Origin of the sequence: Pseudenemella bisphenolivorans (assembly GCF_051133435.1) — a bacterium.
GTDB lineage: Bacteria > Actinomycetota > Actinomycetes > Propionibacteriales > Propionibacteriaceae > JAAYAO01.
This window is the reverse complement of the sequence record NZ_JBPGNY010000003.1, coordinates 149,551-173,236: the sequence shown is the minus strand read 5'-3', so window position 1 is coordinate 173,236 and position 23,686 is coordinate 149,551. Positions and strand designations below refer to the sequence as shown.

Genomic DNA, 23,686 nt, shown 5'->3' with positions numbered 1-23,686 from the left:
ACGAAGTTGAGGAGCTATCCATGTCGGATTACGAGTTTCTGACCGTCGACACCGTCGCGGAGTACCTACGCACCCGGCCGGGTCTGAGCGAACACATCGACCCCGAGAACCTCGTCGATGTGCGCGAGGTGGGTGACGGCAACCTCAACCTGGTCTTCCTCGCCAAGGACGACACCGGACGAGGAATCTGCCTGAAACAGTCACTGCCCTACGTGCGGATGACGGGGGAGGGCTGGCCGATGACCCCCGAACGGGCCCGGCGCGAGGCCAATGCCTTGCGCACCCACGCCGCGCTGACCCCCGACCTGGTGCCCACGCTCTACGACTTCAACCACGACCGCTACGTGATGGCGATGGAGGACCTCTCCGACCACAACGTGTGGCGGGGGCTGCTGAACGAGAGCGAGAGCCACGAAGGCGTCGCCGAGGCGATGGGACGTTATGTCGGTTCCCTGGCCTTCGGCACCTCGGTCTTCGCCTTGCCCCGCGAAGAACTGTCCGAACAGATCGCCGCAACCCAGAACCCGCAGCTGTGTGAGATCACCGAAGACCTGGTGTGCACCGAGCCCGTCCACGACATCGGCCGCAACTCGGTGCTGGCGGCCAATCAACCGGACGCCGACGCCTTCGCCGCCGACCCGGCGGTGCGCGGGGCGCTGGGATGGGCCAAATGGATCTTCATGACCCAGGCCGAGGCCCTGATTCACGGCGACCTGCATACCGGATCGGTGATGGTGCGCCGCGGCGAGGACGGCCGTGTGGACAGCATCAAGGCCTTCGACCCGGAGTTCGCCTTCTACGGACCGGTCGGCTACGACGTGGGCGCGCTGTGGGCCAACTACGTGATCGCCGCCGCCCGAGCCCTCGCTCTGGGGGAGGACGACCGGGCGCATTGGTGTCTGAGCCTGATCGGCCGCACCTGGGACAGCTTCACCGCCGAGTTCATCCGGCTGTGGCCCTCGCGGCGCGACGACCGGATCTGGGACGACACCTTCCGCGACGAGCGGATCGAACAATGGCGCCGCGATGCCTGGCTGTTCGCCGGGGCCAAGATGTCGCGCCGCATCGTCGGCGCGGCCAAGACCACCGACGTCGAAACGCTGGCCGAACCGGTGCGCGAGGGAGCCGCCCGAGGAGTGCTGCGCACCGCCACGGCGATGTTCAACGAGGTCTGGCAGCACCGCCGCGCGCCGGAATGCCCCGCCCTGCTCGACCTCGCCACCCGAGAACTCGTCGACAGCCGTACCAACACCCCCGGGAGCACCGCATGACCGCATCATTGACCCCCGACCTGCGCGCGGAGATAGCCGATCTCGCCGATCGCATCCGCGTCCGAGTCCTCGAACACGTGATCGCCAACAACGGTGGCTACATGTCACAGGCCTGTTCGGCGGCCGAACTCCTCGCCGTGATGTACCGGGGCGGCGCTCGTCTGGAGATGCCGGAGGCGCCGGTACAGCCGGGGGAGTTCACCGGGGTACCCGGCCCGAACACCCCGCGCATGGACGGTGCCGCTGTGCACGGCCCGCGCGGTGGCGATCTCGACTACTTCATCGTGTCCCCGGCCCATTACGCCCTGGTGATCTACACCGCGCTGATCGAATCCGGACGACTCGACCCCGGCGCGCTGGACAACTTCAACCGGGACGGGTCCACCGTCGAGATGATCGGCGCGGAACACTCGCCGGGTTTCGAACTGACCACGGGCTCGCTCAGCCAAGCGCTGTCGGTGGCCGGTGGCCTTGCCCTCGGACGCCGGCTCAAGGGTGAGTCGGGCCGGATCTGGGTGTTCATGAGTGACGGGGAGTTCCAGGAAGGACAGACCTGGGAGGCCTTCCAAGCCCTGGCCTTCCACGGGTTGGACTCGGTGCGGGTGATCGTCGATGTGAACGCTGCCCAATGTGATGGACCGATGGAACAGGTGATGACCATCGAACCTCTGGCCGACCGGCTGCAGGCCTTCGGCGCCTCGGTCGACCGGGTCGACGGACACGACATCGACGCGATCTGGAACGCGGTGCATCGCGACACCGGTAAACCCCACGTCGTGCTGTGCGACACCGATCCCGCCCGGGGTCTGGACGAGCTGAACTCCCGCCGTCCGGTACTGCATTACCTGCGCTTCACCGGCGCCGAAGAACGAGAACGCTATATCGCCGCACACAAGAAGATGGTGAATCGATGATGTCCGAGGTTGTCACGCGGCCCCACGTCCAGAACTTCATCGACTGGAGCGCCGACAAACCCGAGGTGCTCGTCCTCACCGCCGACCTGACCAACTCCTGTGAGGTCGGCCAGTGGCGCGACACCTACCCCGATCGGTACTTCTCCCTGGGCATGGCCGAACAGAACATGGTCGGTTTCGCCGCCGGCCTGGCCCGGGAGGGCTTCGAACCGTGGCTGCACACCTTCGCGGTCTTCCTCTATCGCCGCCCCCTCGATCAGCTGCAGATGTCGGTGGCCTACCCCAACCTGCCGGTACGGCTGGTCGGCTTCCTGCCCGGCCTGATGACCCCCGGTGGGGTGACCCACCAGGCCATCGACGACCTGGCCGTGATGCGTGCCATCCCGAACATGACCATCCTGGAAACCGGTGACGCCACCGAGGTCGAGACCGTGCTCGATGTGGCCCATGCGATCGACGGGCCGGTGTACATCAGAATGCTGCGCGGTGAGGTGCCCAGACTGTTCGACCCGGCCGATGCGATGCGTTTCGGGGTGGCCCGCGACCTGACCCCCGAGGTCACCGGCCCCCGGGTGACGCTGATCAGCTCGGGCATCTGCACCGAGGAAGCACTCCGTGCCGTGCCGGCCCTCACCGCAGCCGGCGTCACCGTCAAGCACCTGCACGTGAACACCATCAAGCCCTTCGACGACCCGCAGGTGCTCGACGCGATCCGCAGCGCCTCCGATGGGGTGATCACGATGGAGAACCATCTCCGCGTCGGTGGGCTCGGCAGCGCGGTGGCGGAGTTGATCGCCGAACACGGCCTGGGTACCCGGCTCGTGCGCATCGGCATCGACGACACCTACTGTCACGGTGCTTCCTTGAGCTACCTGCAGCGCGAGTACGGCATCGACGCGACCGCGTTGTGCCGCGCCGTGGGCGAGCTGTGTCAGGTCAGCGTCGATGAGTCGGCGGTGTTGGACGCCCGGCAGATCCAAGTGCACAGTGCGGCCCGGGCCGAGGCGCTGTGACCGAGTCACGCCTTCGGGTCGGCTACGACTGCTCGGCGGCCTCGGCCGGTGCCGAGGAGATGGCGCGCGCCGTGGCGGTGGAACAAACCATCGAGTTCCCACCCGACTTGGCTCCGGAATGGATCCGTCGCGACCTCGTTGCCACGATCGAGGAGGTCGGTGAGAACAGCTTCGTGCTGAGCTTCGACGCCCGCTTGTTCGGTGACTCGATCACCGAAATGCTGAATGTGTTGTGGGGCAATGTCTCACTGCTGCACGGCGTCCGGGTCACCCGCATCGACCTGCCGGACGACTTCGTCACCGCGATGGACGGCCCACGCTTCGGCATCGCCGGGCTACGAAGGATGTTCGACGCCGAACATCGTCCCTTGTTGGCCACCGCCCTGAAGCCGATCGGACTCGGCGCCGCCGACCTGGCCAGGGACGCGGCCGAACTGGCGGCCGCCGGCATCGACGTGATCAAGGACGACCACAGCCTGGGTAACCAGGTGTGGGCACCCTGGCAAGAGCGTGTCGCCCGGTGTGCCGAGGCGGTGCGGTCATCGGCCGAGCGGGCAGGCACCGGAGCCGTTTACGCCCCGAGCCTCAACGTGGGAGCCCACGATGTGGTGGCCAAGGCCGTCCGGGCTGCCGAACTGGGCTGCGGAGCCCTGATGATGCTGCCCGGAATCTCGGGGTTCGACGCGATCAGGGTGGTGGCACGGGAATCGGGACTGCCGATCATGACCCACCCGGCCATGCTCGGCTCGCTCACGGTGCCGCGCGACCACGGGCTTCCGATCGGTTTCGTCCTCGGCACCCTGCCGCGGCTGGCCGGTGCCGACCTCAGCGTCTTTCCGAACAGCGGTGGCCGGTTCGGCCTCACTGCGGACGAGTGTGCCGAGATCGCCGATGGTTGCCGCAATGGGGAGGAATGGGCGCCCTGCTGGCCCACTCCCGGGGGCGGTATGGTGCTCGATCGGATCGGCGGCATCATGGAGCAGTACGGACCGGATGTCTGCTTGCTGGTGGGCGGTGACCTGCACCGCGGCGACCTGCGGATGCGTGCCGAAGCATTCCGGCAGGCCGTGAGCGACTGACCACGGCCCGAGCCAAGGGGAGGGCCAGATGAGCACGTCGCTGAGCAATCGTACCCGGGACTCGCTGGTCACCCAGGTGCTGTCCGATCTCAAGGCCCGCATTGTGAGCGGGGAGTTCGCCCCGGGTAGTCGGCTGCCCGGCGAGACCTCACTGGCCTCCTATTACGAGGTGCACCGATCCACCGTCCGAGGGGCATTGGGGGTGCTGGCCTCCAGCGGTCTGATCGAGACCAAACACGGCACCGGCTCCTTCGTGCTCGACACCGGGGCGGAGATTCGCGCCGGACTCCAAGAACTCAAGTCGATGAGTGACACGATCCGCGAGATGGGTTTCGAACCCGGCATGACGCCACATCTCAGCGAACGCCGACCGGCCACCCCGGATGAGCAGGAAGCATTGGGCCTGGCCGACGGTGCCCGGGTGCTCGATCTGCGACGCACGATTCTGGCCGACAACGAAGCGGTGGCTTTCTCCTACGACGTGTTTCCCGACGGGCTGTTCCCCGATGACGTTGTTCCCCGCTTGGGCACGGCCAGCGTGTACGCCGAGATGCGCGAACTCGGTTGTGAACCGGTGCGTGCGGTGGCCAGGGTCAATGCGGTGGACGATCCGCTGGTGGGCTGGGGCGATGAGCGCCCGGCCAAGCCGCTGTACCTGCTGCTCGACCAAGTGCATGTCGATAGCACCGGGCGGCGAGTTGTCTGGAGCCGTACCTACTTCGTCGAAGGAGCTTTCCAGTTCGTCCTGTTGCGAACCCGGTAGCCGGGCTTGAACAGCGCACCGGACGGGTCTGCGCAGGATGCATCATCGCCCGGCGGCCACGGGCTGCCGCAGGATCGTGCGCAATTTCTCGGGGGCGACCCGGCGGAAATCGCTGAGGTAGATCTCGTGATGCTTACCGGTCATCGTCAGCCCCTGCTCGGGGATGAACCGGTGGTGCAGCCGGGCCAGGACGTCGGCTTCGGCGTCGAACGGGCCGATGTGCAGGGTCTGCACGCACCGGCCTTCCGACAACCCGGCCAACCGCACATCGGTCAAGCGCTGCGGTGGTACCGACTTCGCGGCACCGGCTTGGCTCACCGCATCCTCGAACAGCGGACGGTCGATCCAGTCGGGCACCATCAGCATCATCGTCCAGTGCCACCGCGACTTGTCCCGGGCCGAGGTGAAGGACGTCATGTCGTCGGCCCACCACAGGCCCTCCAGCGGCGGGACGACGTAGTCGCGTCCGAGTTCCCGCTTGCTGGCGAACTTCAGCTTGTAGGCCACCGGATACAGGGACGCGAGCGCCTCCGAGTAGGCAGGCGAGGTATTCGGATCCCCGTAGCCGTCCATCATCAGATACTGCAGCTCCGGCACGTCCAGGATCCGGAACTCTCCCGGTCGAGCCCGATAACTGTCGAGGGTCTTCTTGAAGTCGATCTTGTCCGCCATGATGCCCTCCGAACGCTCGTGTCAGCAGCGCAGGCGCTGCCCGACCGCGGCCGATAGCGTGGACGACATGGATCTGCTCGACCTCAGCGCCCGCGCCCTCGCCGACGCCCTCCGTGCGGGTCGTGCCACCGTCACCGATCACCTCGACCGCGTCTTCGACCGGATCGCCGCGCTCGACTCCCACTACCTGGCCTTCTCCCAACTGCGCATCGACGAGGCCCGTGCCGACGCCGCGGAGCTCGACGCGCTGTCCGATGCGGAGCGCGACGCGCTGCCACTGTTCGGCGTCCCCGTCGCGATCAAGGAGGAGATCCACGTCGCAGGGCTCGTCACCTCCTTCGGCGCCCCGGCCAACGAGACCCCCTCGACGGTCGACTCCGAGGTCGTCACCCGGCTGAAACGCGCCGGGGCGATCGTCGTCGGCAAAACCCACATGCCCGAGTTCGGCCAGGCTCCCTACACCGACGGTGCCTGGGGCGCCACCCGCAACCCGTGGCATGCCGACCGCAGTCCGGGTGGTTCATCGGGTGGCTCGGGTGTCGCCGTGGCCACCGGCATGGTGCCCCTGGCGCTGGGCGGTGACGGTGGTGGTTCGATCCGGATCCCCGCCGCCTGGACCGGCATCGTCGGCATCAAACCGACCCGCGGACGCGTGCCCGCGGCCCCGGCACCGCACCTGTGGCACAAGCTCGGCACCTTCGGGCTTCTGGCCCGCGACGTCGACGACCTGAGTCTGCTGCTGGACACCATCGCCCCCGCGCCCAACAATCCACCGGTCACCGAGCCACTACGCGTTGGCTGGACCCTGGACTGCTCTGTGCCCGGCGTGACGGCCGACCCGCAGGTGGCCGCCGCCGTTGAACGGGCGGCGCGCACCCTGGCCGCCGAGGGCCACGTGGTGCACCGGGGTACGGCCCGATGGAACAGCAACCCCTTCGCCCTGGTCGTGCAGGACTGGTTCGGCATCGCCGAAGAGATCGACGGGTTGGAGTACCCGCAGAGAGTGGAGCGCCGCTCCCGGCAGACGGCGATGCTGGCCCGGCTGCTGCCCAACGCCGCGCTGCGCTGGGCCCTGCGCCGCACCGACCGGATCGAGGCCGCGATGAAGGCGGTCTTCGAACACATCGATGTGTTGCTGCAGCCGGTCACCCCGCAACTACCACCGCCCACCCCGACCCTGCACCGGCTCGGCACCCTTGCCTCGCAACTGCAGTCAACCTCGGCGGTCACCTACACCGGCTACTGGAATCTCGCCGGCAACCCGGCCGCCAGCGTGCCCGTCGGGCTCAGCCGTGAGGGCTTGCCGCTGGCGGTGCAGGTGATCGGGCCGCACGGCCGTGACGACCTGGTGCTCGAGGTCGCCCGTCGGCTCGCCGTCCCGCTCACTCCGGTCGACCGCACGGACACATGACATATGTCACCATCGGGGCGATGACAGCTTCACGAATACTGGTGATCACAGACACCGGTGCCGGGCCGAAAGAGGGGGGATCGTTGAGTCATGAACACCACAGTCAACGTCAATCGCCCGCCCGCCCAGCCTGCGGTTCAGCCGCCCGTCGTGCCGTCGGTGCCGCCCCCGGTGGTGCGAGCCCCGCTGCCGGCGCACGAATACCACCAGCGCCTCGGGGTTGAGCGGCCGGCGGCTTGGCGCGGCATCGTCGCCCTGCTGCTGTTGATGGGCGGCATGCTCGCCTTCTCGCTGTTCATCGGCGGCGCCGCCTTTCTGATCGAGATGGGCATTCGAGGCGAGATGCCCACCGGTCTCACCCCGCTGACCCTGGCCGGGGCGATGGTCGCTCTGGCCATGCTGACGCCGTGGAGCATGCTGCTGCAGAAGTGGTTCTTCAAGGTGCCGATGGTCTCGCTGCACTCGATCATCAACCGCTTCCGGTGGGACATCTTCGGACGCACCCTGGCGATCGTGGTGCCCCTGTGGGCACTGCTGCAGCTGGTGTACCCGGTGCTGATGCCGCAGCCCAGCATCGAATACGGCCCCGGTGAGGCCCTGGCCTACATCGTGATCGCGCTGACCCTGGTACCGCTGCAGTCGATGGGCGAGGAGTACGCCTTCCGTGGCCTGGCCTTCCGGATCGCCGCCAGTTGGGGACGTGGCCCCCGGGCCGCGTTGGTTCTCGGCATTGCGGTGAGCAGCGTGCTGTTCATGCTGGCCCACTTCGCCCTGGACCCCTGGCTGAACATCTACTACCTCACCTTCGGTGTCGCGCTGGCCCTGATCACCTGGCGCACCGGTGGCCTGGAAGCCGCCGTGGTGCTGCATGCGGTGAACAACGCGCTCGCCTTCACCATCGGTGTCGCCCTGCGTCAGGACCTCGACGCCGGTTTCGACCGCTCGGTCGGTGCGGCCTCGGCGGTGATGCTGATTCCCAGCGCGGTGTTGGTGCTGATCGCCCTGATCGTGTGGTGGCGTACTTCGCGGGCGGCGCGGGCCGAATGAGCACGATGCGCGCCTGGCCGGTGATCAGCGCACGTAGGTTCGAACTCTACGTGCGCTGGACCCTCTACATCCTGATGGTCACCCTGCCCCTCGAAGCCGGCTTGCTGGTCACCGGCGCGGTCGACCGCCGCGCCGCAGTGGCGGTTTTCGCCTGGTCGCTGGTGGTGACCGTCCTCAACGTCCTGGTCGCCCGACGCAGCCTCGATGGGGTGCTGCACCGGCAACCGGCCTGGTCGCCGCTGTTCCTCGTCGGCTGGGCGGTGTCGGTGGCGGTGATGACCGCGGCACTGGCGTGGCTGTTGCAGGACACCCCCAGCGGGGCCGTGGCGGCCACCATGCCGGTGGCCCTGGCCATGGCGGCCATCAGTCCCGTGCTCAGTGCCCGCACCATCACGGTGATCAGCGCGGTGGCGATCATCCTGGTGGCCGGCCTGACGGTCTTCGGGTTCGGCCAGTGGATCCTCGGCCTGATCGTCTTTCTGTTCATGCTGTGGGCGGGTTGGTCCAGCGGCTGGATGCTCGGAGTGCTGGGCCAACTCCAACAGGCCCACGAGACCGAGGCACAACTGGTGCTGGCCGAGGAACGGTTGCGGATTTCCCGCGACCTGCACGATGTGTTCGGCCGCACCCTGGCCACCATCTCGGTGAAATCCGAACTGGCCTCCGAACTGGCCCGTCGCGGACACCACGAGCAGGCCGCCGACGAGATGGCCCAGATCCGCCGGATCTCGAACTCGGCCGGCGCCGAGGTGCGCCGGGTGGTGAGTGGCGAACGCGTCGCAGGCTGGGACGACGAACTCACCGGGGCCCGGGCGCTGTTGACCTCGGCCGGAATCGAATGCGTGATCACCGGGGACGAGATGCCCCGGGCCTGGGCACCGACCCTGGCCTGGGTGATCCGCGAGGGCGTCACCAATATCCTGCGCCATTCCCGCGCCACCCAGGTCACCATCACCACCTCGGTCGCCGACGACGAGGTCGCGCTGACCCTGACCAACGACGGTGCCTCGGCCCCGTCGACGAGTACCTCGACCGGTACCGGGCTGGATTCGATGCGGGCCCGCCTGGCCGAGATCGGTGGCACCTTGGAGGCCGAGCGCGACGGGGACTGGTTCGTGCTCACCGCTTCGATTCCGCTCAACCAGGAGGTTCGCGCATGATTCGCGTGCTGCTCGCCGACGACGAGAACCTGATCCGCGATGCTCTGGCCGGGCTGCTGACCCTGGAGGATGACATCGAAGTGGTGGCCCGGGCGGCCTCCGGTGCCGAGGCCCTCGCCGCAGCGCGCAAACACCAACCCGATGTGGCGTTGCTCGACCTGCAGATGCCCGACCCGGACGGCATCGCGGTCGCCCGCACCCTGGCGGTGGATCTGCCCGACTGCCGCTGCATCATCGTCACCTCGCACGGACGCCCCGGTTACCTCAAGTCGGCCCTGGCCGCCGGGGTGCGCGGCTTCCTGCCCAAGACCGTCTCGGCGGCGACCCTGGCCGAGGTGGTCCGCACCGTCGCCGCGGGTGGACGGCATGTCGACCCGGAACTGGCCGCCGAGGCGATCGGAGCCGGTGATTCACCCCTGTCGCCGCGCGAAGCCGATGTGTTGGCCTATGCCCGCGACGGCGCCCCGGTGGAGGAGATCGCCGAACGGGCCGCGCTGTCGAAGGGAACGGTGCGCAACTACCTCAGCGCCGCGGTGGCCAAGCTGGGTGCGGCCAACCGGCACGAAGCCGTCCGGATTGCTGCCGAGAACGGCTGGATCTGAGCCCCGCAGCAGAAGTCGGTGCGTCCACCGTCCTGCCATGGGCCGAGCAGATAGAATTGGCCGCAACGCCAACGCCCGGACGAGAGGAACCTCATGGCCCGCATTCTTTGGATCGTGCTCGCGGTGATCGTGGCGCTGTGGCTGATCGGATTCATCGCCGACATCGTCGGCGGCCTGATTCACCTGCTGCTGGTCGTGGCCGTGATCATCCTGGTGATCAACCTGATCACCGGCCGCCGCAACGTCTGAGCCCCGAGAAGACCCGGGCCGTCCTCACCGATGGCCCGGGTTTTCCGTTGTCCGCGGACGTCGAGCGAACACCGCCACCAGAATCAGCACCTGGAAGACCAGCACCACCAGACCCATCCAGAAGGTCGACCACTCGAAGGACAGGCCCGCCTGCAGGGTTCCGATGGCCGACGACACCCCCGCTGCCAACGGGAACAACGTCCAGATGTTGCGGGTGAAGGCCATCAGCACGCAATAGGTCAACCCCGAACCGACGAAGGTCGCCAGCACCACCGCCGGCACCGAACCCACGTGGTAGGCGGCAAACCCCAGGGTCGCCAGAATGATCCCGGGCAACCACCCGAAGGCCCTGGTGAACCGCAGTTGCAGGAACCCGGCCACGAACAGCGGCTCCCACAGAATCACCAGGTTGTAGGCCAGATGCTCGACCGGTGCGACGCCGGCCGCGGCCGCCTGCTGGAAGTAGAACGGCAGGCTGCCCAGCCCGAAGAACAAGGTCAGGCCCAGCGCCAGCCACCAGCGGCGTTTGGTGAACCCCAACCCGGCCCAACCCTCGCCGGCGACCCGGGTCACCACCCAAGCCGGCAGCAGGGTGCACACCACCAGGTTGCCCACCACGAACCACAAGCCCAGGGCGAGCAACGACTGCTGGTTGCCGAGCATGGTGTTGCCCCAGTACACCGCCCACATCAACGGAATCGAGAGCCCAGCCCACAGGGTGTCTCGGCCCGGCTGCCAGCGCACGGCCGGAACTCGATGCAAGGGGGAAGGCTCCGCAGCAGTCGTCATGGGGTCAGTATGGCGGCGCCGAGGCCCAACGCGCCCCGACCGCGGATGGTTGGGCGATTGGGGCCCTTGCGCGTCATGCCCGGGACGGATGCCGACTCGTGTTGCCCGACCTCAGCCCGTCCCGGCGTCGACCTGGGCCCGATAGTGCAGCAACAGGCGTTGTACCTCGTCCTGCATTGCCCGGGCGGCCGGCTTGGACCACTTGCGGGAATCCACCACATCGGGGTTCTCCGCCAGGGTGCGGCGGATCTGCTCGGTGTAGATCCGATTCAAGTGCGTGGACACGTTGATCTTGGTCATGCCGGCCCTGATGGCCGCTGCCATGTTCTCATCGCTGACGCCGGAGGAACCGTGCAGCACCAGAGGCACGGGTACCTTGTCGGCCAACTGGGCGATCAACTCCAGGTCCAGGGAGGCATCCCGGGTGGTCATGGCGTGCGAGGACCCGACCGCGACGGCCAACAGATCCACCCCGGTGTCGGCGACGAACTGGTGAGCATCGTCGGGGTCGGTGCGTGCTCCGGGTGCGTGTGCCCCGTCCTTGCCACCCACCTCGCCGAGTTCGGCCTCGATCGTGACCCCGTTGTCGTGACACCAACCGGCAACCAATCGGGTCGTGTTCCGGTTCTCGTCGTCCGGTAGGTGCGATCCGTCGTACATCACCGAACTGAAGCCGAGGCCGATCGCCTGCCGCACCAGATCAAGATCCTTGGCGTGGTCCAGATGAACCGCCACCCGGGCAGGAGTGTTGCGGGCAATCTCCAAGGTCGCCTTGGCCAGCGGGGCGAGCTGCCCGTGGTGGAACTTGACGGCGTTCTCGCTGATCTGCAGCACGATCGGCAGACCGACCTGCTCGGCAGCGTGCACCAAGATCTCGGCGTGCTCCAAGTGGATCACGTTGAAGGCACCCAACCCGCGTCCTGCGGCGCGGGCTTCGAGGGCCAGATTCTTCAGGGGAGCCAACATTGCCTATCGTTCCTTCACTGTCACCGACCGGATGAGTTCGGCAGCCCGATCGAGATCCATCTCGCCGGCCACGGGTGCGAGCACCGCTGCAGCAGACCACGCAACCGCCGACGGCAGTGCGGCCAGGAGGCGATCGGCCACCGGTGCCCGGTCGTCGCTGACCAAGCCCGCGGCCACGGCGGCAACCACGGCGTCCCCGGCCCCGGTGGGATTGCCCGTCAGGGGGCGGTCGAGCCGTGCGCTGTGGGATGCCTCGGCGGTGCCGAGCACCAGGCCATCGGCGCCGCGGGAAACGAGCACGGCCACGGCGCCGTGGTTCAGCAGGGCGGTGATGCCCTGGCCGATGCTGTTGGTCTCGGTGACCTCGGCCAGTTCGTGGTGGTTGGGTTTGAGCACATGCGCCCCGGCCGCTGATGCCGCCAGCAGCGCCGGCCCGGACGTGTCCACGACAATCAGTGCGCCCTTGCCCCGAACCGCCTGCACCAGCTCGGACAGGCGGTCCGGGGAGGACCCCTGGGGGAGGGAACCGCTGACGGTGACGACATCACCCGGTGCGCACGACTGTGCGAGCTGATCAATCAGACCGGCCCAATCCCGGTCGGTCACTGGGTCACCGGGTTCGTTGAACATGGTCGTGTCGTGCGCATCGACGACGGCGATGGTGCGACGGGTCTCGACGTCGGCTTCGGTCCATCGCTGTTCCAGACCGGGCGCGAACTCGTGCAGCAAGGTGGTCAGGCGATGCCCCGAAGTGCCGCCGCAGAAGCCGTGGACGGTCGCCGGGACGTCATGCGCGGCCAGAAGTCTGGCCACATTGACGCCCTTGCCGCCGGGACGCTCCTCCACCGTCGCGACCCGATTCACCGCATGCAGACGCCAGTCGGCCAAGCGATACGTGATGTCGAGGGCCGGGTTGGGTGTCACGCAATGGACCCTCAAGAGGTCTCACCTCCGGCACGGAACATGACCTTCAGCCGATGCGCCTGTGGGTCACGCAAGACCTGGAAGCCCTCGGCTGCCTGATCGAGAGCGAACTCATGCGTGATCAGGGCTTCGGGATCGTGCTCGCTGGTGCGCAACAGGTCGATCGCCTCGGCCCACTCCGGGCCGGGGAATGGGGCGGAGTAGGACATCCACGAACCGTGGATGCTGAGTTCCTTGCGCAGGATCTGTTCGTAGTCGGCCACCGACAACCCCAACTCGGCGGTGGGCGTGCCGACCAGCACGATCTCGCCGGCCCGGCCGGCCAGCCGCAGCGCCTGTTGACGGGTGACCACCGCGCCCGCCGTCTCCACGGTCAAATGTGGTGCGCCGATGCGGGCGCAATGCTCCACCGGATCGACCTCCAAGGAGTTCACCGTGTGGGTGGCGCCGAACTTCTCGGCCATCTGCAGCACCCAGGGGTTGATGTCGACCACCGAGATGGTGCGGGCACCCCGGGCGCGCAGGGTGATCAGGGTCATCAACCCGATCACCCCGCCGCCGAGCACGACCGCGTCCCGTCCGGTGACGTCACGAGCACGATCCACACCATGGATGGCCACCGTCAGTGGCTCGATCAGGGCAGCGCTGCGCAGGCTCAGGTCACCCACCGGCACGACGTTGCGGGCCGGCGCTGCCACATACTCGGCCAGGGCGCCCTGTTGGCGTGACCCGATGAACGAGTAGTGACCACACAGGGACGGGTGTCCGGTGTCGCACTGGGTGCAATCGTGACAGGGCACCAGGGGAGCGACGGCCACCCGATCTCCGGGCCGGACGGTGTTGACGTCGGCCCCGACCGTCTCGACGATCCCGGAGAACTCATGGCCCAGTACTTGCGGGAACTGGTGTACCGCACCATCAAAGTACCGGGGGATGTCCGAGCCGCACACCCCGCAGTAGGCCACCTTCACCAGGACATCGGTCGGACCAACAGCCGGAAGACCGGTTTCCGCGATCGTGAACTGCTCCTTGCCGGTCACCGCGACCGCTGTCATCAGGTTGTCGCTCATGACCTGGCTCACTTCGAGGCCTCGTCAACGCCGACGCCTGCTTCGGCCGGTTCGACGTAGAGCGTGCCGCGCCGGAACTTGATGTAGGTGTACACGAAGCTGAACACGTACAGCGCCAGGATCACGAACCAGCCGATGCTGAGATCGCCGGCCTTGGCGAGCAGGTAGGTGATGGGGCTACCCGCCTGGTCCAGTGAGGAGACCTCCGAGGCGTTGCCGAGCAGCCCGACGTTCTTGGCCAGTTCGGTCTGCAGACCGATCATCTGGTTGGCGATCCAGACGGTGATCACCATGATCACCGAGCCGGAGATCAGGGTGCGGAAGAGGTTGCCCTTGTGCACGCCCACGGCGATCGCGACGAAGAAGCCGATCGTTGCGAGGTCGCCGAAGGGCAGCACCCGGTTGCCGGGAACCAGGGCCGCGATCACGATCGTCAGGGGCACGAAGATCAGGCTGGCCGAGATGACCTGCGGGTGGCCCAGCAGCAGAGCGGGGTCCAGACCGATGCGGTAGTTGCCCGACTTGAAGCGCTTCTGCAGGATGGACCGCGCAGCATCGGCGATCGGCAGCAGGCCCTGCATGATGAGCTTGACCACCATCGGCATCAGCAGCATCACCGCGCCCATCTGGACGCCGAGCTGCAGCGATTCACCGATGGGGTAGCGGGCGAGCAGGCCGATGACGACGCCCAGGACCGTCCCGATGATCAGCGGCTCACCGAAGGGGCCGACCTTCTCTTCCAACTTCTCGGTGTTGACGTCGATCTTGCGGATGCCGGGGATCTTGTCCAGCAGGTCGTTGATCGGGGTCGCGATGATGCCCATGTAGGCCGAGGTGCCGTGCGGAATCGCGACACCTTCCAAACCGAAGAACTTGTCGGTCACCGGGCCCCACATGTCACCGAGTTTGTAGGCGATCACGGCGTGCACGATGACGCCGACGATGCCCCACCAGAAGCTGCCGGTGGCGATCTGCAACAGGGCCCCGGTGAAGGCCATGTGCCAGATGTTCCAGATGTCCACGTTCAGAACGCGGGTTCCGCGAATCAACAACATGATGATGTTGACCGCGATCGCCACCGGAATGGCGATCAGGCCCATCGGGGAGGCCCAGGCCATCGGTGAGGTACCGGGCCACCCGAGGTCCACCACGTTGAGCCCGAGGTTGAAGTTCTCTGCCATGGCCTTCGCGGCGGGGCCGAGGGCATCGGTCAGCAGGCCCACGACCAGTCCGATGCCGACGAAGCCGACACCGATGGTGAGGCCGGCCTTGACCGACTTGCCGATGCCCTGGCGCAGGATCAGTCCGATGATGATGATGACCAGGGGAAGCATGACGCTCGGGCCGAGGTCAACGATGTATTGGATTGCGGACAAGAAGGCGTCCATAATTCATGAATCCTTTCCGAAGGATGAATCGGGTGCCGCTTCCCTGCCCGGAGGCGGCACCCACCCAATTGCTTACTTGAGGGCCTCGAGGATCTGTTCCTCGGTCTTCTCGATGCCCACGCCGGACACGAACGCGATGCCGTGGATGACCGGCACGCCGTAGTCGCGGCTCACCTTGGCGGTGGTGATGATCAGGTCGGCCCGGTCGGCCTGGCTGCCGAGTTCACTGATCCGGCATTGCTGGACATCCGCCGGGATCTTGTGCTCCTTCAGCAGTTCGCGCACACGGTCGGCGGCGATCGTCGAGGTGGCGACCGCGCCGCCACAGGCCACTAGGACTCGCTTCATGGGTGACTCCTTTGTCGGATTCGGGTGTTGGTTGGACGATCAGTCACAAGATGTGATCCGAGAGGATCCGGGTCAGCGTCGCGGCATCGGGTGCTTCGCGGACGGTGTTGACGAATGCTTGGTCCTGCAGGAGCTTGACCAGGCGGGACAGCAGCGTGACGTGCTCGGACGGGTCGCTGAAAACCAGGAGGAATACCGTGTGGGTCTCGACCTCGGAATCCTCGTCCCCACCCATCTCGTGAAATGTGACGGGGTCGACCAGGGTGGCCACGGCGATCGTGTCGCCCTTGGCGTATTCGGCTGATGTGTGTGGGATCGCCACCCCGCCGGAGATGGGAAGTCCGGTGGGGAACTCGGCTTCGCGCTCCTGCAGGCCGGTGACATAGTCATCGCGGGCATAACCCGCATCGATGACGGCTTTCCCCAAGGTCTGGAGCAACTCGTCCCGGCTCGGGGTGGTGAGGTTGGGGAACATCAGGTGTTCATGGAATTCCATCGGTGTCCTCCTGAGCGACCACCACTTCCACGTCGGCGGCGTCCAGGGCGGTGGTCAGGGCCGGGTCGATCTGGGAAGTGGTGATCAACAGGTCGATCTCATCGAGATCGGCCACTTTGTTGACGGCAATGGTGTTGTGCTTGCTGGCGTCGGTCACCACCACCGCTGTCGCGCTGCGCAACAGTGCCTTGCGCGACACGGCGGCTTCGAAAGCATGGGGATTGGTGATGCCGGCTTCCGGGTGGACGCCCGCGCAGCCGAAGAAGCCCTGATCGAAGTGCAGGCGATCGAGGGTGTCGGAGGCTATCGGCCCCCACAGGGAGCGTTCGTTGGTGCGCAGCACCCCGCCCAGCACCACGACCTCGATGTTGTCGTTGGCCGCCAACGTTTGCATGATCGGCATCGAGTTCGTGTAGACGGTCAATGGACGGGTGTACCGCAACAGAGCCTCGGCCAGAGCAAAGGTCGTCGTCCCGTAGTCGAGGAAGATCACCGAGTCCTCGGTGATCTCGGCCAGAGCCGCCGCGGCGACGGCGCGCTTGGCCGCGGTGTTGATGGATCGCCGCCGCTCGTAGGCACTCTCGCGGGCGTTGTTCGGTGCTTGGGCCCCGCCGTGGACTTTGACGATGCGGCCCTGTTGTTCCAGATCGATCAAGTCCTTGCGAATCGTCTCGGCCGAGACTCCGAACATCTTCGCCAGGGTCAGCGCTTTGATCTTCTTGCGCGACCAGACCACTTCGGTGATTTTCGCTTGGCGTTCGTCGATGTCCATGCCAAGCCACCTCCTTTGGTCTTCCCGACACCAATGGAGTCTGACAGAATCCCAAGTAAAACGCAACCATCTGGTTGGGAATAGCTTGCAGTAAGGGTCTTCTTGTTGCATGGGGGTATCTGGGACGTGGGAATTCGTGTGGCGAGGGATCCCACGGCGCGTGTCGCCGGCCCGGTATGCGCCCGGCGTCGATCGTTGCGCTTTTCGATCCGGTTACGGCCCGCGGTTATCACCGCCGGGCCTCTGGTGCTCGGTGCTGAGCGAGTGCTAGCGTCTTGCGCAAGAAAATGTCACAACGTTTGCAAATATGTGCAAACAATACGACTCGAAGGAGAGTCTCGTGAAGCGCATCCTCGTGGTTTGTGGAACCGGTGTCGCAACCTCGACCGTGGTGGTCAGCAAGGTGCGCGAGCACTTGGCCGCCAAGGGTATCGACGCCGACGTCAGCCAGGGCAAGGTGATGGACCTCATCGGCGGCAACGTCGATGCCGACCTGATCGTCGCGACGACCGAAGTGCCCGAATCGGTCACCGTCCCGTCCGTGGCCGCCCTCCCGCTGTTGACCGGGGTCGGTGAAGAAGCGGTATTCGAAGAGATCGACAAGCACCTGAGCTGACCCCAGCGGTGCTCTTCCCCACAGGAGTGACATGGAAAACGTACTTTCCAGCATTTCGTCCTACATCAACACCTTGGGCGCATCGGTGGTTCTGCCGGTGCTCATCACGATCTTCGGGCTCATCCTCGGGCTGAAGTTCGCCAAGGCTTTCCGCGCCGGCATCATGATCGGCATCGGCTTCATCGGCATCAACCTGGTGATCGGCCTGTTGGGCAACGTCGTGTCCCCGGCCGCCAAGGGCATGGCCGAGAACTTCGGGGTGAACCTGTCGGTGGTCGACGTCGGCTGGCCGTCCTCGGCGGCGATCGCCTTCGGATCGACGATCGGCGCGATCATCATCCCGTTCGGCCTGTTGGTCAACGTGGTTCTGCTCGCGATCGGGCTCACCCGAACCTTCGACATCGACCTGTGGAACTACTGGCACTCCGCACTGATCGGCGCCCTGGTCGGTTCGCTGACCGACAACTTCTGGCTCGGTGTGGCCTCGGCCGGATTCCACCTGATGCTGATGCTGGCCCTGGCCGACCTCACCGCCCCGGTGGTGCAGAAGTACTTCAAGCTCCCCGGCATATCCTTCCCGCACGGCACCTCGGTTCCCTACGGTTTGCTCGCGATGCCGCTGAACTGGCTGTTCGACCGGATCCCCGGCCTGCGCAAGCTGGACGCGACGCCGGCGGCCATCCAGAAGCGCTTCGGCATGTTCGGTGAAACCATGATCATGGGTCTGGTGCTCGGTCTGATCATCGGCCTGCTCGGCTACGGGCTGTCGGACTTCCAGACCAACTCGGCCGCGATCCTGACCCTGGCGATGTCGCTGGCCGCCACCATGGTGCTGCTGCCACGGATGGTGTCGCTGCTGATGGAAGGGCTGATGCCGATCTCGGAGGCCGCGCGCTCCTTCGTCCAGAAGCGTTTCCCGGGCCGTTCGTTCTACATCGGTCTGGACTCGGCGATCGCGGTCGGCAACCCCTCGGTGATCGCCACCTCGCTGCTCATGGTGCCGATCACGCTGCTGATCGCGGTGGCCCTGGCCCCGCTCGGCAACCAGGTCGTGCCGCTGGTCGACCTGGCCACCCTGCCGTTCATCGTCGCGATCATGGTGCCGATCTTCCGGGGCAACATCATCCGCTCGATCCTGGGTGCGACGGTGCTGATCGGCGGCGGCCTGTTCATCGCCACCGCCATCGCCCCGACCTTCACCAACGTGGCTCGCAACTCGGGCTTCGACGTCGACGAGGGCGCCACCATTTCGTCCCTGGTCGACGGCGCCAACCCGCTCACCGGCTTGTTCATGGGGGCGGCCGGGCTGGGGCTGTGGGCGATCCTGATCGTCTTCGGCCTGGTGCTGGCCGGAACCATCGGCATCATGATGGTCACCCGGCGTCGGGAACGGGCCCAGCGCGCCGAGGCCGAGGCTGCCGAGGCGGCCAAGGCCGATGAGACCGCCAAGGCCGACGAGACCGCGAAGGTGGACGAGGCACCACCTGCTGACGCCTCCGCGGATGCCCCCGTCGCCGACGAACCCACCAAGGAGTCGTGATGACACTGGCGCCACTGGACGGCCTGTGCCTGGACGGCCTGAAGGCCTCCTCCTGGTCGGAGGTGCTCGACACCCTCGGCCGGGAGGCGGTACGTCTCGGGTACGCCACCGAAGCCTTCCCCAAGGCACTGGCCGATCGGGAAAGCAAGTTCCCCACCGGCCTGCCCACCAAGGTTCCGGTCGCCATTCCGCACGCCGACCCCGAGCACGCCCTGATCACCGGTCTGGGCGTGGCCCGGCTCGCCGAACCGGTCGAGTTCGGTGAAATGGGTGGCTCGGGCAACACCGTCGCCGTCCAATTGGTTGTGATGCTGCTGGTGCAATCGGCCGACGGGCACATGGACGCCCTCACCTCGGTGCTCGCCGCGGTGCAGGACGAGGAGGCGATGAACCGCCTGCTCGAAGCCCACGGTGGTGAGGATCTGCAACGCCGCGCCACCGCGGTGTTCAGCGCCGAGAGCTGACTCCGTTCACGATCACCGCTCGGTCCCCGTCACCGTCCTGGTGCGGGGACCGGGCAATTTGCGGCATGGTTTCCCCCATGGCCGAACACCCACGCGTCGAAGCGGACCCGAACAACCCGGGTGCGTGGATGGTGCGGTTGGGTCACGCCGATCACTCCTACGTCGACCCCGACCGTCCCGACCTGCTGCTGTTCGACTACGTCCAACGCATCGCCGACGCGGTGGACGCCTTCGCTCCCGAGGGGCAACGGATTCGGGTGGTGCACATCGGGGGAGCGGGCATGACCCTGCCGCGCTACGTCGCCACCACCCGGCCCACCTCGGCCCAGATCGTGCTCGAGCCCGATGTGGAACTGATCGAGGAGGTGCGCGCCACCATTCCGCTGCCCAGGCATTCGGGCATCAAGGTGCGCCCGATCGACGGACGGGCCGGGATCGCGGCGATGCCGGACGACTACGCCGATGTGGTGATCGTGGACGCCTTCTCCGGCACCCAGGTACCGGCCGAACTCACCACCGTCGGCTTCTTCGGCGACCTGCGCCGAGTACTGCGTCCGGACGGGATGGCGATCGTGAACCTCACCGATCACCGCGACCTGCGCTACACCCGCCGGGTGCTGGCCGGGGCCCGGATGTTGTGGCGGCACGTACTGCTCAGTGCCGAACCGGGCACTCTGAAAGGCAAACGCTTCGGCAACCTGCTGGTTTTCGCGTCCGCCACCGGGCTGCCGGAACAGACTCTGCAGCGCAAGGCAGCCTCGGCCGCGTTCCCGTACCGGATCGTGGCGGGCAAACACCTCGACCGGTTCGTCGGCCACGCCGCCCCGTTCAGCGACGCGGCCCCCGAGCCGTCCCCCGAACCGCCGAACGGGTCGACCAGTTGGTTCTGAGCCGGGTGTGAGTTGGTGTGGTCCCGGCCGGTCGGTGGTGCATGGCAGACTGGTCGGGTGACCCAGCCGCCACCTCCACACCCCCAAGGTCGCCCGCCGGTCACCCCCACCCCTCGTCCGGTGCCCGGACAGACGCCCGGACGACCCGCACCCGGACGCCCGCCTCAAGGCAGGCCCGCGCAACGCCCCGAGGAACTCCGGGTTCGCGGCCTGCCACCGCAGCGGCCACCGGGGCATCGTCCACCACCGCCACCCGCGTCACGACCCCGTCCGATCGCGATGACGGTGAGCATTCTGATGACGGTCGTGGCCTCGATCGAATGGATCTTCGCGGTGCTGATCGGTTGGCTGTTCATCGCCACCGGCATCGGGGCGCTGGACACCCAGGATCTGGCTGCCGGCGGCCTGTACCGGATCATGTCGGCGGCGAACCACCGGCTCAGTCAGGGCTTGGCGATCCCGCTGTTGTTGCTGCCCACCGCCGCGATCGTGATGGCGGTGCTGATGCTGTACCGCAAGGCCGCGATGCGGGTGATGTACACCGCGCTCGGCGTGGTCACGGTCGGCTTCGCGATCTGGTGGCTGCGCGGCGACTGGTGGTGGTGGGCCTTCGCGGTGCTGCACATCGGCATCTGCCTGGCCCTGGTGTGGGTGCCCAGCTCATCGGCCTGGTACGACGACCCCGTGGACGGCCGGTCAGCGTCCGGTGTCTGAACTACCGCTTCGTCCCTCAACCACTCAGTCGCTGACCTTCAACTGTCCGATCAGATCCTGCGCCGGTTTGATGTACTGCTCGGCGTTCTCCGGAATCGAGGCGAAGTACACCGCGGCCGCGCCCGGTTCGGTCTCCACGATCACCACGATCACGTACTCGCGCTTGGCCTCCACCCCGGGCACGTCGAACCCGAGCCAGGTTTCGATCACCCAGGCATCGTGGCCGTCGACCTTGATGGCTTCGCTGCGCTGGTCGTCGCGGCTGATGTCGGTGTCGCCGTAGAAGCTTCCGGTGATGCACTTCAGCACCACCGCAGCGCCCTGTTCCGGCCCGAAGAAACCGTCCCCGGCCACCAGATCGGCGACGAAGATGCCGGCCACCCAGGTCGGATCCTGCTCGATCACGATGTCCTGGTGAGTCGCGTCGCGACCGAAGGCGATCCGGTTGTCCGGCTTCGGCGCACTCCACGGCGGCCCTTGTTTCGGAAAGGACAATCGTCCGCCGTGGACCCGGCCGTCATTGGGCTGCGGCGTGCGGGACTCGATCGGGGTGTCGTCCTGGGGGCAGACATCCTGGCTGGGGCTGGGTTTGCGGCCACTGGTTCCCGGGCCATCACCGCCACCACCGCGCAGATTGCCGACCACCCACACCACCGAGGCGATCAGGGCCAAGGCCACCACCACACCGAGAATCGGCCACAACAGCTTGCTGCGTCCGCCCGGTGCGCCGGGGCCACCGGCCCCTCCGGACGGGGGCGGGGGAGGGGTGCCGGCCGGGTTGTCGGTGGTGACCTGCGACCAGGTCTTCCCGTCCCAGTACCGGAACCGGCCCGGGGTGCCGGCCGGGTCGGGAAACCATCCTGGTGCGCTCATGGTTCGAGGATAGATAGCCGCGGGCTCGAAAGACCGCCGAACTTCCCGGTGGGCCGATCGGCAGGTGGCTGATCGGCGGCTCGCGGCCGGTGTGCCGAGGGGTAGCATGGTCCGGGTCCCGCAACTGCCGAGAGGTGAGTATGTCCGAGCCAGGTTTGACCGGAGCCGGCGTGCCGGAGGCGTTCGCCCCGATGGGGTTGACCTTCGACGACGTGCTGTTGGTGCCGCAGGAAACCGATGTGATCCCGTCCGAGGTCGATACCGAAACCCGCATCAGCCGCAACATCACGATGAAAGTGCCCCTGGTCAGCTCGGCGATGGACACCGTCACCGAGCACCGGATGGCGGTGGCGATGGCCCGCCAGGGCGGCATCGGCATCCTGCACCGCAATATGTCGATCGAGCAGCAGGCCGGCATGGTCGATCAGGTGAAGCGCTCCGAGGCCGGCATGGTTGCCGCCCCGATCACCATCTCCCCGGACGCGACCCTGCGTGAGGTGGACGAGTTGTGTGGGCACTTCCGGATCTCCGGGGTACCGGTGGTCGACGACGAGATGATGCTGCTCGGCATCATCACCAACCGTGACCTGCGCTTCGAGAACGACCCCGAACGTCCCGTCCACGAGGTGATGACCAAGATGCCGCTGGTCACCGGCCCGGTCGGGATCAGCAGCGAGGACGCGATGGGGCTGCTGGCCAAGCACAAGATCGAGAAGCTGCCCCTGGTCGACGAACAGGGCCGGCTGCAGGGCCTGATCACGCTGAAGGATTACGTCAAGGCCGACGAGTACCCGCTGGCCACCAAGGACGACCAGGGCCGGCTGCGGGTCGGTGCGGCGATCGGGTTCTACGGCGACGCCTGGGATCGCGCGATGGCACTGATCGAACAGGGCGTCGACCTGCTGGTGGTCGACACCGCCCACGGTCACTCCCGCGGTGAAATCGACATGATCCGCCGGCTGAAGGCCGAACCGGCCGCGAAGAACGTCGACATCGTCGGCGGCAACGTCGCCTCCTACGAGGGCGCCAAGGCCCTGGTCGAGGCCGGTGCCGACGCGGTCAAGGTCGGCGTCGGGCCCGGATCGATCTGCACCACCCGGGTGGTGGCCGGGGTCGGGGTGCCGCAGGTGACCGCCATCCACGCCGCGGCAGCGGCCTGCCGTCCGGCCGGGGTGCCGGTGATCGGCGACGGCGGTCTGCAGTACTCCGGTGATATCGCCAAGGCTCTGGTGGCCGGGGCCGACTCGGTGATGCTCGGATCCCTGCTGGCCGGCTGTGAGGAATCGCCCGGGGAGCTGGTGTTCATCAACGGCAAGCAGTACAAGTCGTACCGGGGCATGGGCTCGCTGGGTGCGATGGCCGCCCGCGGCCGCACGTCCTACTCCAAGGACCGTTACTTCCAGGGCGACGTCACCAGTGATGACAAGATCATCGCCGAGGGCATCGAGGGGCAGGTCTCCTACCGGGGGCCGCTGTCGCAGGTCTCCTACCAGCTGATCGGCGGGTTGCGGCAGTCGATGTTCTACACCGGGGCGCGCACGATTCCCGAACTGCACAGCCGTGGCCGGTTCACCCGGATCACCTCGGCGGGGCTGCGCGAATCCCACCCCCACGACATTCAAATGACCGTCGAAGCCCCGAACTACGCGGGCTGA

Annotated in this window: 26 protein-coding genes; 16 read left to right on the top strand and 10 right to left on the bottom strand. The window is 66.9% G+C overall.

All coding sequences use genetic code 11. From position 1 onward, the window contains the following. Positions 1-20 precede the first annotated feature (20 nt). The 5 genes from mtnK to ACR4XW_RS08280 are packed head-to-tail and all read left to right on the top strand — an operon-like array spanning position 21 to position 5,040. Complete coding sequence (mtnK, locus tag ACR4XW_RS08300; RefSeq protein ID WP_434760080.1) at positions 21-1,271, top strand: S-methyl-5-thioribose kinase; 1,251 nt, start codon at positions 21-23, stop codon at positions 1,269-1,271. Continuing rightward, complete coding sequence (locus ACR4XW_RS08295) at positions 1,268-2,185, top strand: thiamine pyrophosphate-binding protein (protein ID WP_434760079.1); 918 nt, start codon at positions 1,268-1,270, stop codon at positions 2,183-2,185. Before mtnK ends, ACR4XW_RS08295 begins: the two co-directional genes overlap by 4 nt. Next, the gene (locus tag ACR4XW_RS08290; RefSeq protein ID WP_434760078.1) at positions 2,185-3,198 is read left to right on the top strand and encodes a transketolase family protein; all 1,014 of its coding nucleotides are present in this window, start codon (positions 2,185-2,187) and stop codon (positions 3,196-3,198) included. Before ACR4XW_RS08295 ends, ACR4XW_RS08290 begins: the two co-directional genes overlap by 1 nt. Beyond that, complete coding sequence (locus tag ACR4XW_RS08285) at positions 3,195-4,277, top strand: RuBisCO large subunit C-terminal-like domain-containing protein (RefSeq protein ID WP_434760077.1); 1,083 nt, start codon at positions 3,195-3,197, stop codon at positions 4,275-4,277. Before ACR4XW_RS08290 ends, ACR4XW_RS08285 begins: the two co-directional genes overlap by 4 nt. Before the next feature lie 28 nt (positions 4,278-4,305). Then, complete coding sequence (locus ACR4XW_RS08280) at positions 4,306-5,040, top strand: GntR family transcriptional regulator (protein WP_434760076.1); 735 nt, start codon at positions 4,306-4,308, stop codon at positions 5,038-5,040. A 42-nt stretch (positions 5,041-5,082) separates the two neighbouring features. On the opposite strand, the gene ACR4XW_RS08275 is transcribed toward ACR4XW_RS08280, so the two are convergent. After that, positions 5,083-5,712 (bottom strand): GyrI-like domain-containing protein, encoded by a 630-nt coding sequence (locus ACR4XW_RS08275; protein ID WP_434760075.1) that lies wholly within the window; start codon positions 5,710-5,712, stop codon positions 5,083-5,085. A gap of 67 nt (positions 5,713-5,779) precedes the next feature. Between ACR4XW_RS08275 and ACR4XW_RS08270 the strand changes: the two genes are divergently transcribed. The 5 genes from ACR4XW_RS08270 to ACR4XW_RS08250 all read left to right on the top strand — a co-directional run bounded on the left by ACR4XW_RS08270 (position 5,780) and on the right by ACR4XW_RS08250 (position 10,181). Beyond that, the gene (locus ACR4XW_RS08270) at positions 5,780-7,123 is read left to right on the top strand and encodes an amidase family protein (protein ID WP_434760074.1); all 1,344 of its coding nucleotides are present in this window, start codon (positions 5,780-5,782) and stop codon (positions 7,121-7,123) included. Positions 7,124-7,213: 90 nt separating this feature from the next. Beyond that, the gene (locus ACR4XW_RS08265) at positions 7,214-8,170 is read left to right on the top strand and encodes a CPBP family intramembrane glutamic endopeptidase (RefSeq protein ID WP_434760073.1); all 957 of its coding nucleotides are present in this window, start codon (positions 7,214-7,216) and stop codon (positions 8,168-8,170) included. Further along, entirely contained in the window at positions 8,167-9,330 is a 1,164-nt protein-coding gene (locus ACR4XW_RS08260; RefSeq protein WP_434760072.1) for a sensor histidine kinase, read from the top strand. Before ACR4XW_RS08265 ends, ACR4XW_RS08260 begins: the two co-directional genes overlap by 4 nt. After that, on the top strand, positions 9,327-9,932 hold the full coding sequence (locus ACR4XW_RS08255) for a response regulator transcription factor (protein ID WP_434760071.1): 606 nt from the start codon (positions 9,327-9,329) through the stop codon (positions 9,930-9,932). Before ACR4XW_RS08260 ends, ACR4XW_RS08255 begins: the two co-directional genes overlap by 4 nt. A 93-nt stretch (positions 9,933-10,025) precedes the next feature. Next, entirely contained in the window at positions 10,026-10,181 is a 156-nt protein-coding gene (locus ACR4XW_RS08250) for a lmo0937 family membrane protein (protein WP_434760070.1), read from the top strand. Between the two features lie 24 nt (positions 10,182-10,205). Here the strand turns inward: ACR4XW_RS08250 and ACR4XW_RS08245 are convergent, their stop codons facing one another. From ACR4XW_RS08245 to ACR4XW_RS08210, 8 genes are all read right to left on the bottom strand, one after another. Beyond that, positions 10,206-10,970 (bottom strand): CPBP family glutamic-type intramembrane protease, encoded by a 765-nt coding sequence (locus tag ACR4XW_RS08245; protein ID WP_434760069.1) that lies wholly within the window; start codon positions 10,968-10,970, stop codon positions 10,206-10,208. A 111-nt stretch (positions 10,971-11,081) separates the two neighbouring features. Next, positions 11,082-11,936 (bottom strand): class II fructose-bisphosphate aldolase, encoded by an 855-nt coding sequence (locus ACR4XW_RS08240; RefSeq protein WP_434760068.1) that lies wholly within the window; start codon positions 11,934-11,936, stop codon positions 11,082-11,084. 3 nt (positions 11,937-11,939) lie between these two features. Further along, positions 11,940-12,860: a 1-phosphofructokinase family hexose kinase gene (locus tag ACR4XW_RS08235; protein ID WP_434760067.1), complete on the bottom strand. Its 921-nt coding sequence runs from the start codon at positions 12,858-12,860 to the stop codon at positions 11,940-11,942. 11 nt (positions 12,861-12,871) lie between these two features. Further along, a complete protein-coding gene (locus tag ACR4XW_RS08230; protein WP_434760066.1) occupies positions 12,872-13,930 on the bottom strand; it encodes a galactitol-1-phosphate 5-dehydrogenase in 1,059 nt (352 codons plus the stop codon). A gap of 8 nt (positions 13,931-13,938) precedes the next feature. Next, positions 13,939-15,306: a PTS galactitol transporter subunit IIC gene (locus ACR4XW_RS08225; protein WP_434760065.1), complete on the bottom strand. Its 1,368-nt coding sequence runs from the start codon at positions 15,304-15,306 to the stop codon at positions 13,939-13,941. Positions 15,307-15,390: 84 nt separating this feature from the next. Beyond that, complete coding sequence (gatB, locus tag ACR4XW_RS08220; protein WP_434760064.1) at positions 15,391-15,666, bottom strand: PTS galactitol transporter subunit IIB; 276 nt, start codon at positions 15,664-15,666, stop codon at positions 15,391-15,393. A 43-nt stretch (positions 15,667-15,709) separates the two neighbouring features. After that, positions 15,710-16,162, bottom strand: a complete 453-nt coding sequence (locus ACR4XW_RS08215) for a PTS sugar transporter subunit IIA (protein ID WP_434760063.1) — start codon at positions 16,160-16,162, stop codon at positions 15,710-15,712. Further along, positions 16,149-16,934 (bottom strand): DeoR/GlpR family DNA-binding transcription regulator, encoded by a 786-nt coding sequence (locus ACR4XW_RS08210; protein ID WP_434760062.1) that lies wholly within the window; start codon positions 16,932-16,934, stop codon positions 16,149-16,151. The genes ACR4XW_RS08215 and ACR4XW_RS08210 overlap by 14 nt, the downstream gene beginning before the upstream one ends. A gap of 340 nt (positions 16,935-17,274) precedes the next feature. On the opposite strand from ACR4XW_RS08210, the gene ACR4XW_RS08205 reads away from it, so the two are divergent. The 5 genes from ACR4XW_RS08205 (at position 17,275) to ACR4XW_RS08185 (ending at position 21,158) form a co-directional block, all read left to right on the top strand. Continuing rightward, entirely contained in the window at positions 17,275-17,550 is a 276-nt protein-coding gene (locus tag ACR4XW_RS08205; RefSeq protein ID WP_434760061.1) for a PTS sugar transporter subunit IIB, read from the top strand. Between the two features lie 31 nt (positions 17,551-17,581). Continuing rightward, complete coding sequence (locus tag ACR4XW_RS08200; protein WP_434760060.1) at positions 17,582-19,090, top strand: PTS galactitol transporter subunit IIC; 1,509 nt, start codon at positions 17,582-17,584, stop codon at positions 19,088-19,090. Beyond that, on the top strand, positions 19,090-19,554 hold the full coding sequence (locus ACR4XW_RS08195) for a PTS sugar transporter subunit IIA (RefSeq protein WP_434760059.1): 465 nt from the start codon (positions 19,090-19,092) through the stop codon (positions 19,552-19,554). The genes ACR4XW_RS08200 and ACR4XW_RS08195 overlap by 1 nt, the downstream gene beginning before the upstream one ends. 77 nt (positions 19,555-19,631) lie before the next feature. Beyond that, the gene (locus tag ACR4XW_RS08190) at positions 19,632-20,444 is read left to right on the top strand and encodes a spermidine synthase (RefSeq protein WP_434760058.1); all 813 of its coding nucleotides are present in this window, start codon (positions 19,632-19,634) and stop codon (positions 20,442-20,444) included. 297 nt (positions 20,445-20,741) lie between these two features. Next, positions 20,742-21,158, top strand: a complete 417-nt coding sequence (locus tag ACR4XW_RS08185; RefSeq protein WP_434760057.1) for a hypothetical protein — start codon at positions 20,742-20,744, stop codon at positions 21,156-21,158. 24 nt (positions 21,159-21,182) lie between these two features. Here the strand turns inward: ACR4XW_RS08185 and ACR4XW_RS08180 are convergent, their stop codons facing one another. Then, complete coding sequence (locus ACR4XW_RS08180; RefSeq protein ID WP_434760056.1) at positions 21,183-22,031, bottom strand: DUF2510 domain-containing protein; 849 nt, start codon at positions 22,029-22,031, stop codon at positions 21,183-21,185. 140 nt (positions 22,032-22,171) lie between these two features. Here ACR4XW_RS08180 and guaB point away from each other — a divergent pair, with 140 nt between their 5' ends. Continuing rightward, positions 22,172-23,686 (top strand): IMP dehydrogenase, encoded by a 1,515-nt coding sequence (gene guaB / locus ACR4XW_RS08175; RefSeq protein WP_434760055.1) that lies wholly within the window; start codon positions 22,172-22,174, stop codon positions 23,684-23,686.

What these genes read in the sequence shown, in the direction of transcription:
- ACR4XW_RS08295 (WP_434760079.1), top strand. Translation starts at nt 1,268, where the DNA reads ATGACCGCATCATTGACCCCCGACCTGCGCGCGGAGATAGCCGATCTC.
- ACR4XW_RS08180 (WP_434760056.1), bottom strand. Translation starts at nt 22,031, where the DNA reads ATGAGCGCACCAGGATGGTTTCCCGACCCGGCCGGCACCCCGGGCCGG.
- ACR4XW_RS08245 (WP_434760069.1), bottom strand. Translation starts at nt 10,970, where the DNA reads ATGACGACTGCTGCGGAGCCTTCCCCCTTGCATCGAGTTCCGGCCGTG.
- ACR4XW_RS08230 (WP_434760066.1), bottom strand. Translation starts at nt 13,930, where the DNA reads ATGAGCGACAACCTGATGACAGCGGTCGCGGTGACCGGCAAGGAGCAG.
- ACR4XW_RS08240 (WP_434760068.1), bottom strand. Translation starts at nt 11,936, where the DNA reads ATGTTGGCTCCCCTGAAGAATCTGGCCCTCGAAGCCCGCGCCGCAGGA.
- mtnK (WP_434760080.1), top strand. Translation starts at nt 21, where the DNA reads ATGTCGGATTACGAGTTTCTGACCGTCGACACCGTCGCGGAGTACCTA.
- ACR4XW_RS08275 (WP_434760075.1), bottom strand. Translation starts at nt 5,712, where the DNA reads ATGGCGGACAAGATCGACTTCAAGAAGACCCTCGACAGTTATCGGGCT.
- ACR4XW_RS08260 (WP_434760072.1), top strand. Translation starts at nt 8,167, where the DNA reads ATGAGCACGATGCGCGCCTGGCCGGTGATCAGCGCACGTAGGTTCGAA.
- ACR4XW_RS08185 (WP_434760057.1), top strand. Translation starts at nt 20,742, where the DNA reads ATGACGGTCGTGGCCTCGATCGAATGGATCTTCGCGGTGCTGATCGGT.
- guaB (WP_434760055.1), top strand. Translation starts at nt 22,172, where the DNA reads ATGTCCGAGCCAGGTTTGACCGGAGCCGGCGTGCCGGAGGCGTTCGCC.
- ACR4XW_RS08215 (WP_434760063.1), bottom strand. Translation starts at nt 16,162, where the DNA reads ATGGAATTCCATGAACACCTGATGTTCCCCAACCTCACCACCCCGAGC.
- ACR4XW_RS08250 (WP_434760070.1), top strand. Translation starts at nt 10,026, where the DNA reads ATGGCCCGCATTCTTTGGATCGTGCTCGCGGTGATCGTGGCGCTGTGG.
- gatB (WP_434760064.1), bottom strand. Translation starts at nt 15,666, where the DNA reads ATGAAGCGAGTCCTAGTGGCCTGTGGCGGCGCGGTCGCCACCTCGACG.
- ACR4XW_RS08190 (WP_434760058.1), top strand. Translation starts at nt 19,632, where the DNA reads ATGGCCGAACACCCACGCGTCGAAGCGGACCCGAACAACCCGGGTGCG.
- ACR4XW_RS08195 (WP_434760059.1), top strand. Translation starts at nt 19,090, where the DNA reads ATGACACTGGCGCCACTGGACGGCCTGTGCCTGGACGGCCTGAAGGCC.
- ACR4XW_RS08200 (WP_434760060.1), top strand. Translation starts at nt 17,582, where the DNA reads ATGGAAAACGTACTTTCCAGCATTTCGTCCTACATCAACACCTTGGGC.
- ACR4XW_RS08255 (WP_434760071.1), top strand. Translation starts at nt 9,327, where the DNA reads ATGATTCGCGTGCTGCTCGCCGACGACGAGAACCTGATCCGCGATGCT.
- ACR4XW_RS08265 (WP_434760073.1), top strand. Translation starts at nt 7,214, where the DNA reads ATGAACACCACAGTCAACGTCAATCGCCCGCCCGCCCAGCCTGCGGTT.
- ACR4XW_RS08280 (WP_434760076.1), top strand. Translation starts at nt 4,306, where the DNA reads ATGAGCACGTCGCTGAGCAATCGTACCCGGGACTCGCTGGTCACCCAG.
- ACR4XW_RS08270 (WP_434760074.1), top strand. Translation starts at nt 5,780, where the DNA reads ATGGATCTGCTCGACCTCAGCGCCCGCGCCCTCGCCGACGCCCTCCGT.
- ACR4XW_RS08290 (WP_434760078.1), top strand. Translation starts at nt 2,185, where the DNA reads ATGTCCGAGGTTGTCACGCGGCCCCACGTCCAGAACTTCATCGACTGG.
- ACR4XW_RS08210 (WP_434760062.1), bottom strand. Translation starts at nt 16,934, where the DNA reads ATGGACATCGACGAACGCCAAGCGAAAATCACCGAAGTGGTCTGGTCG.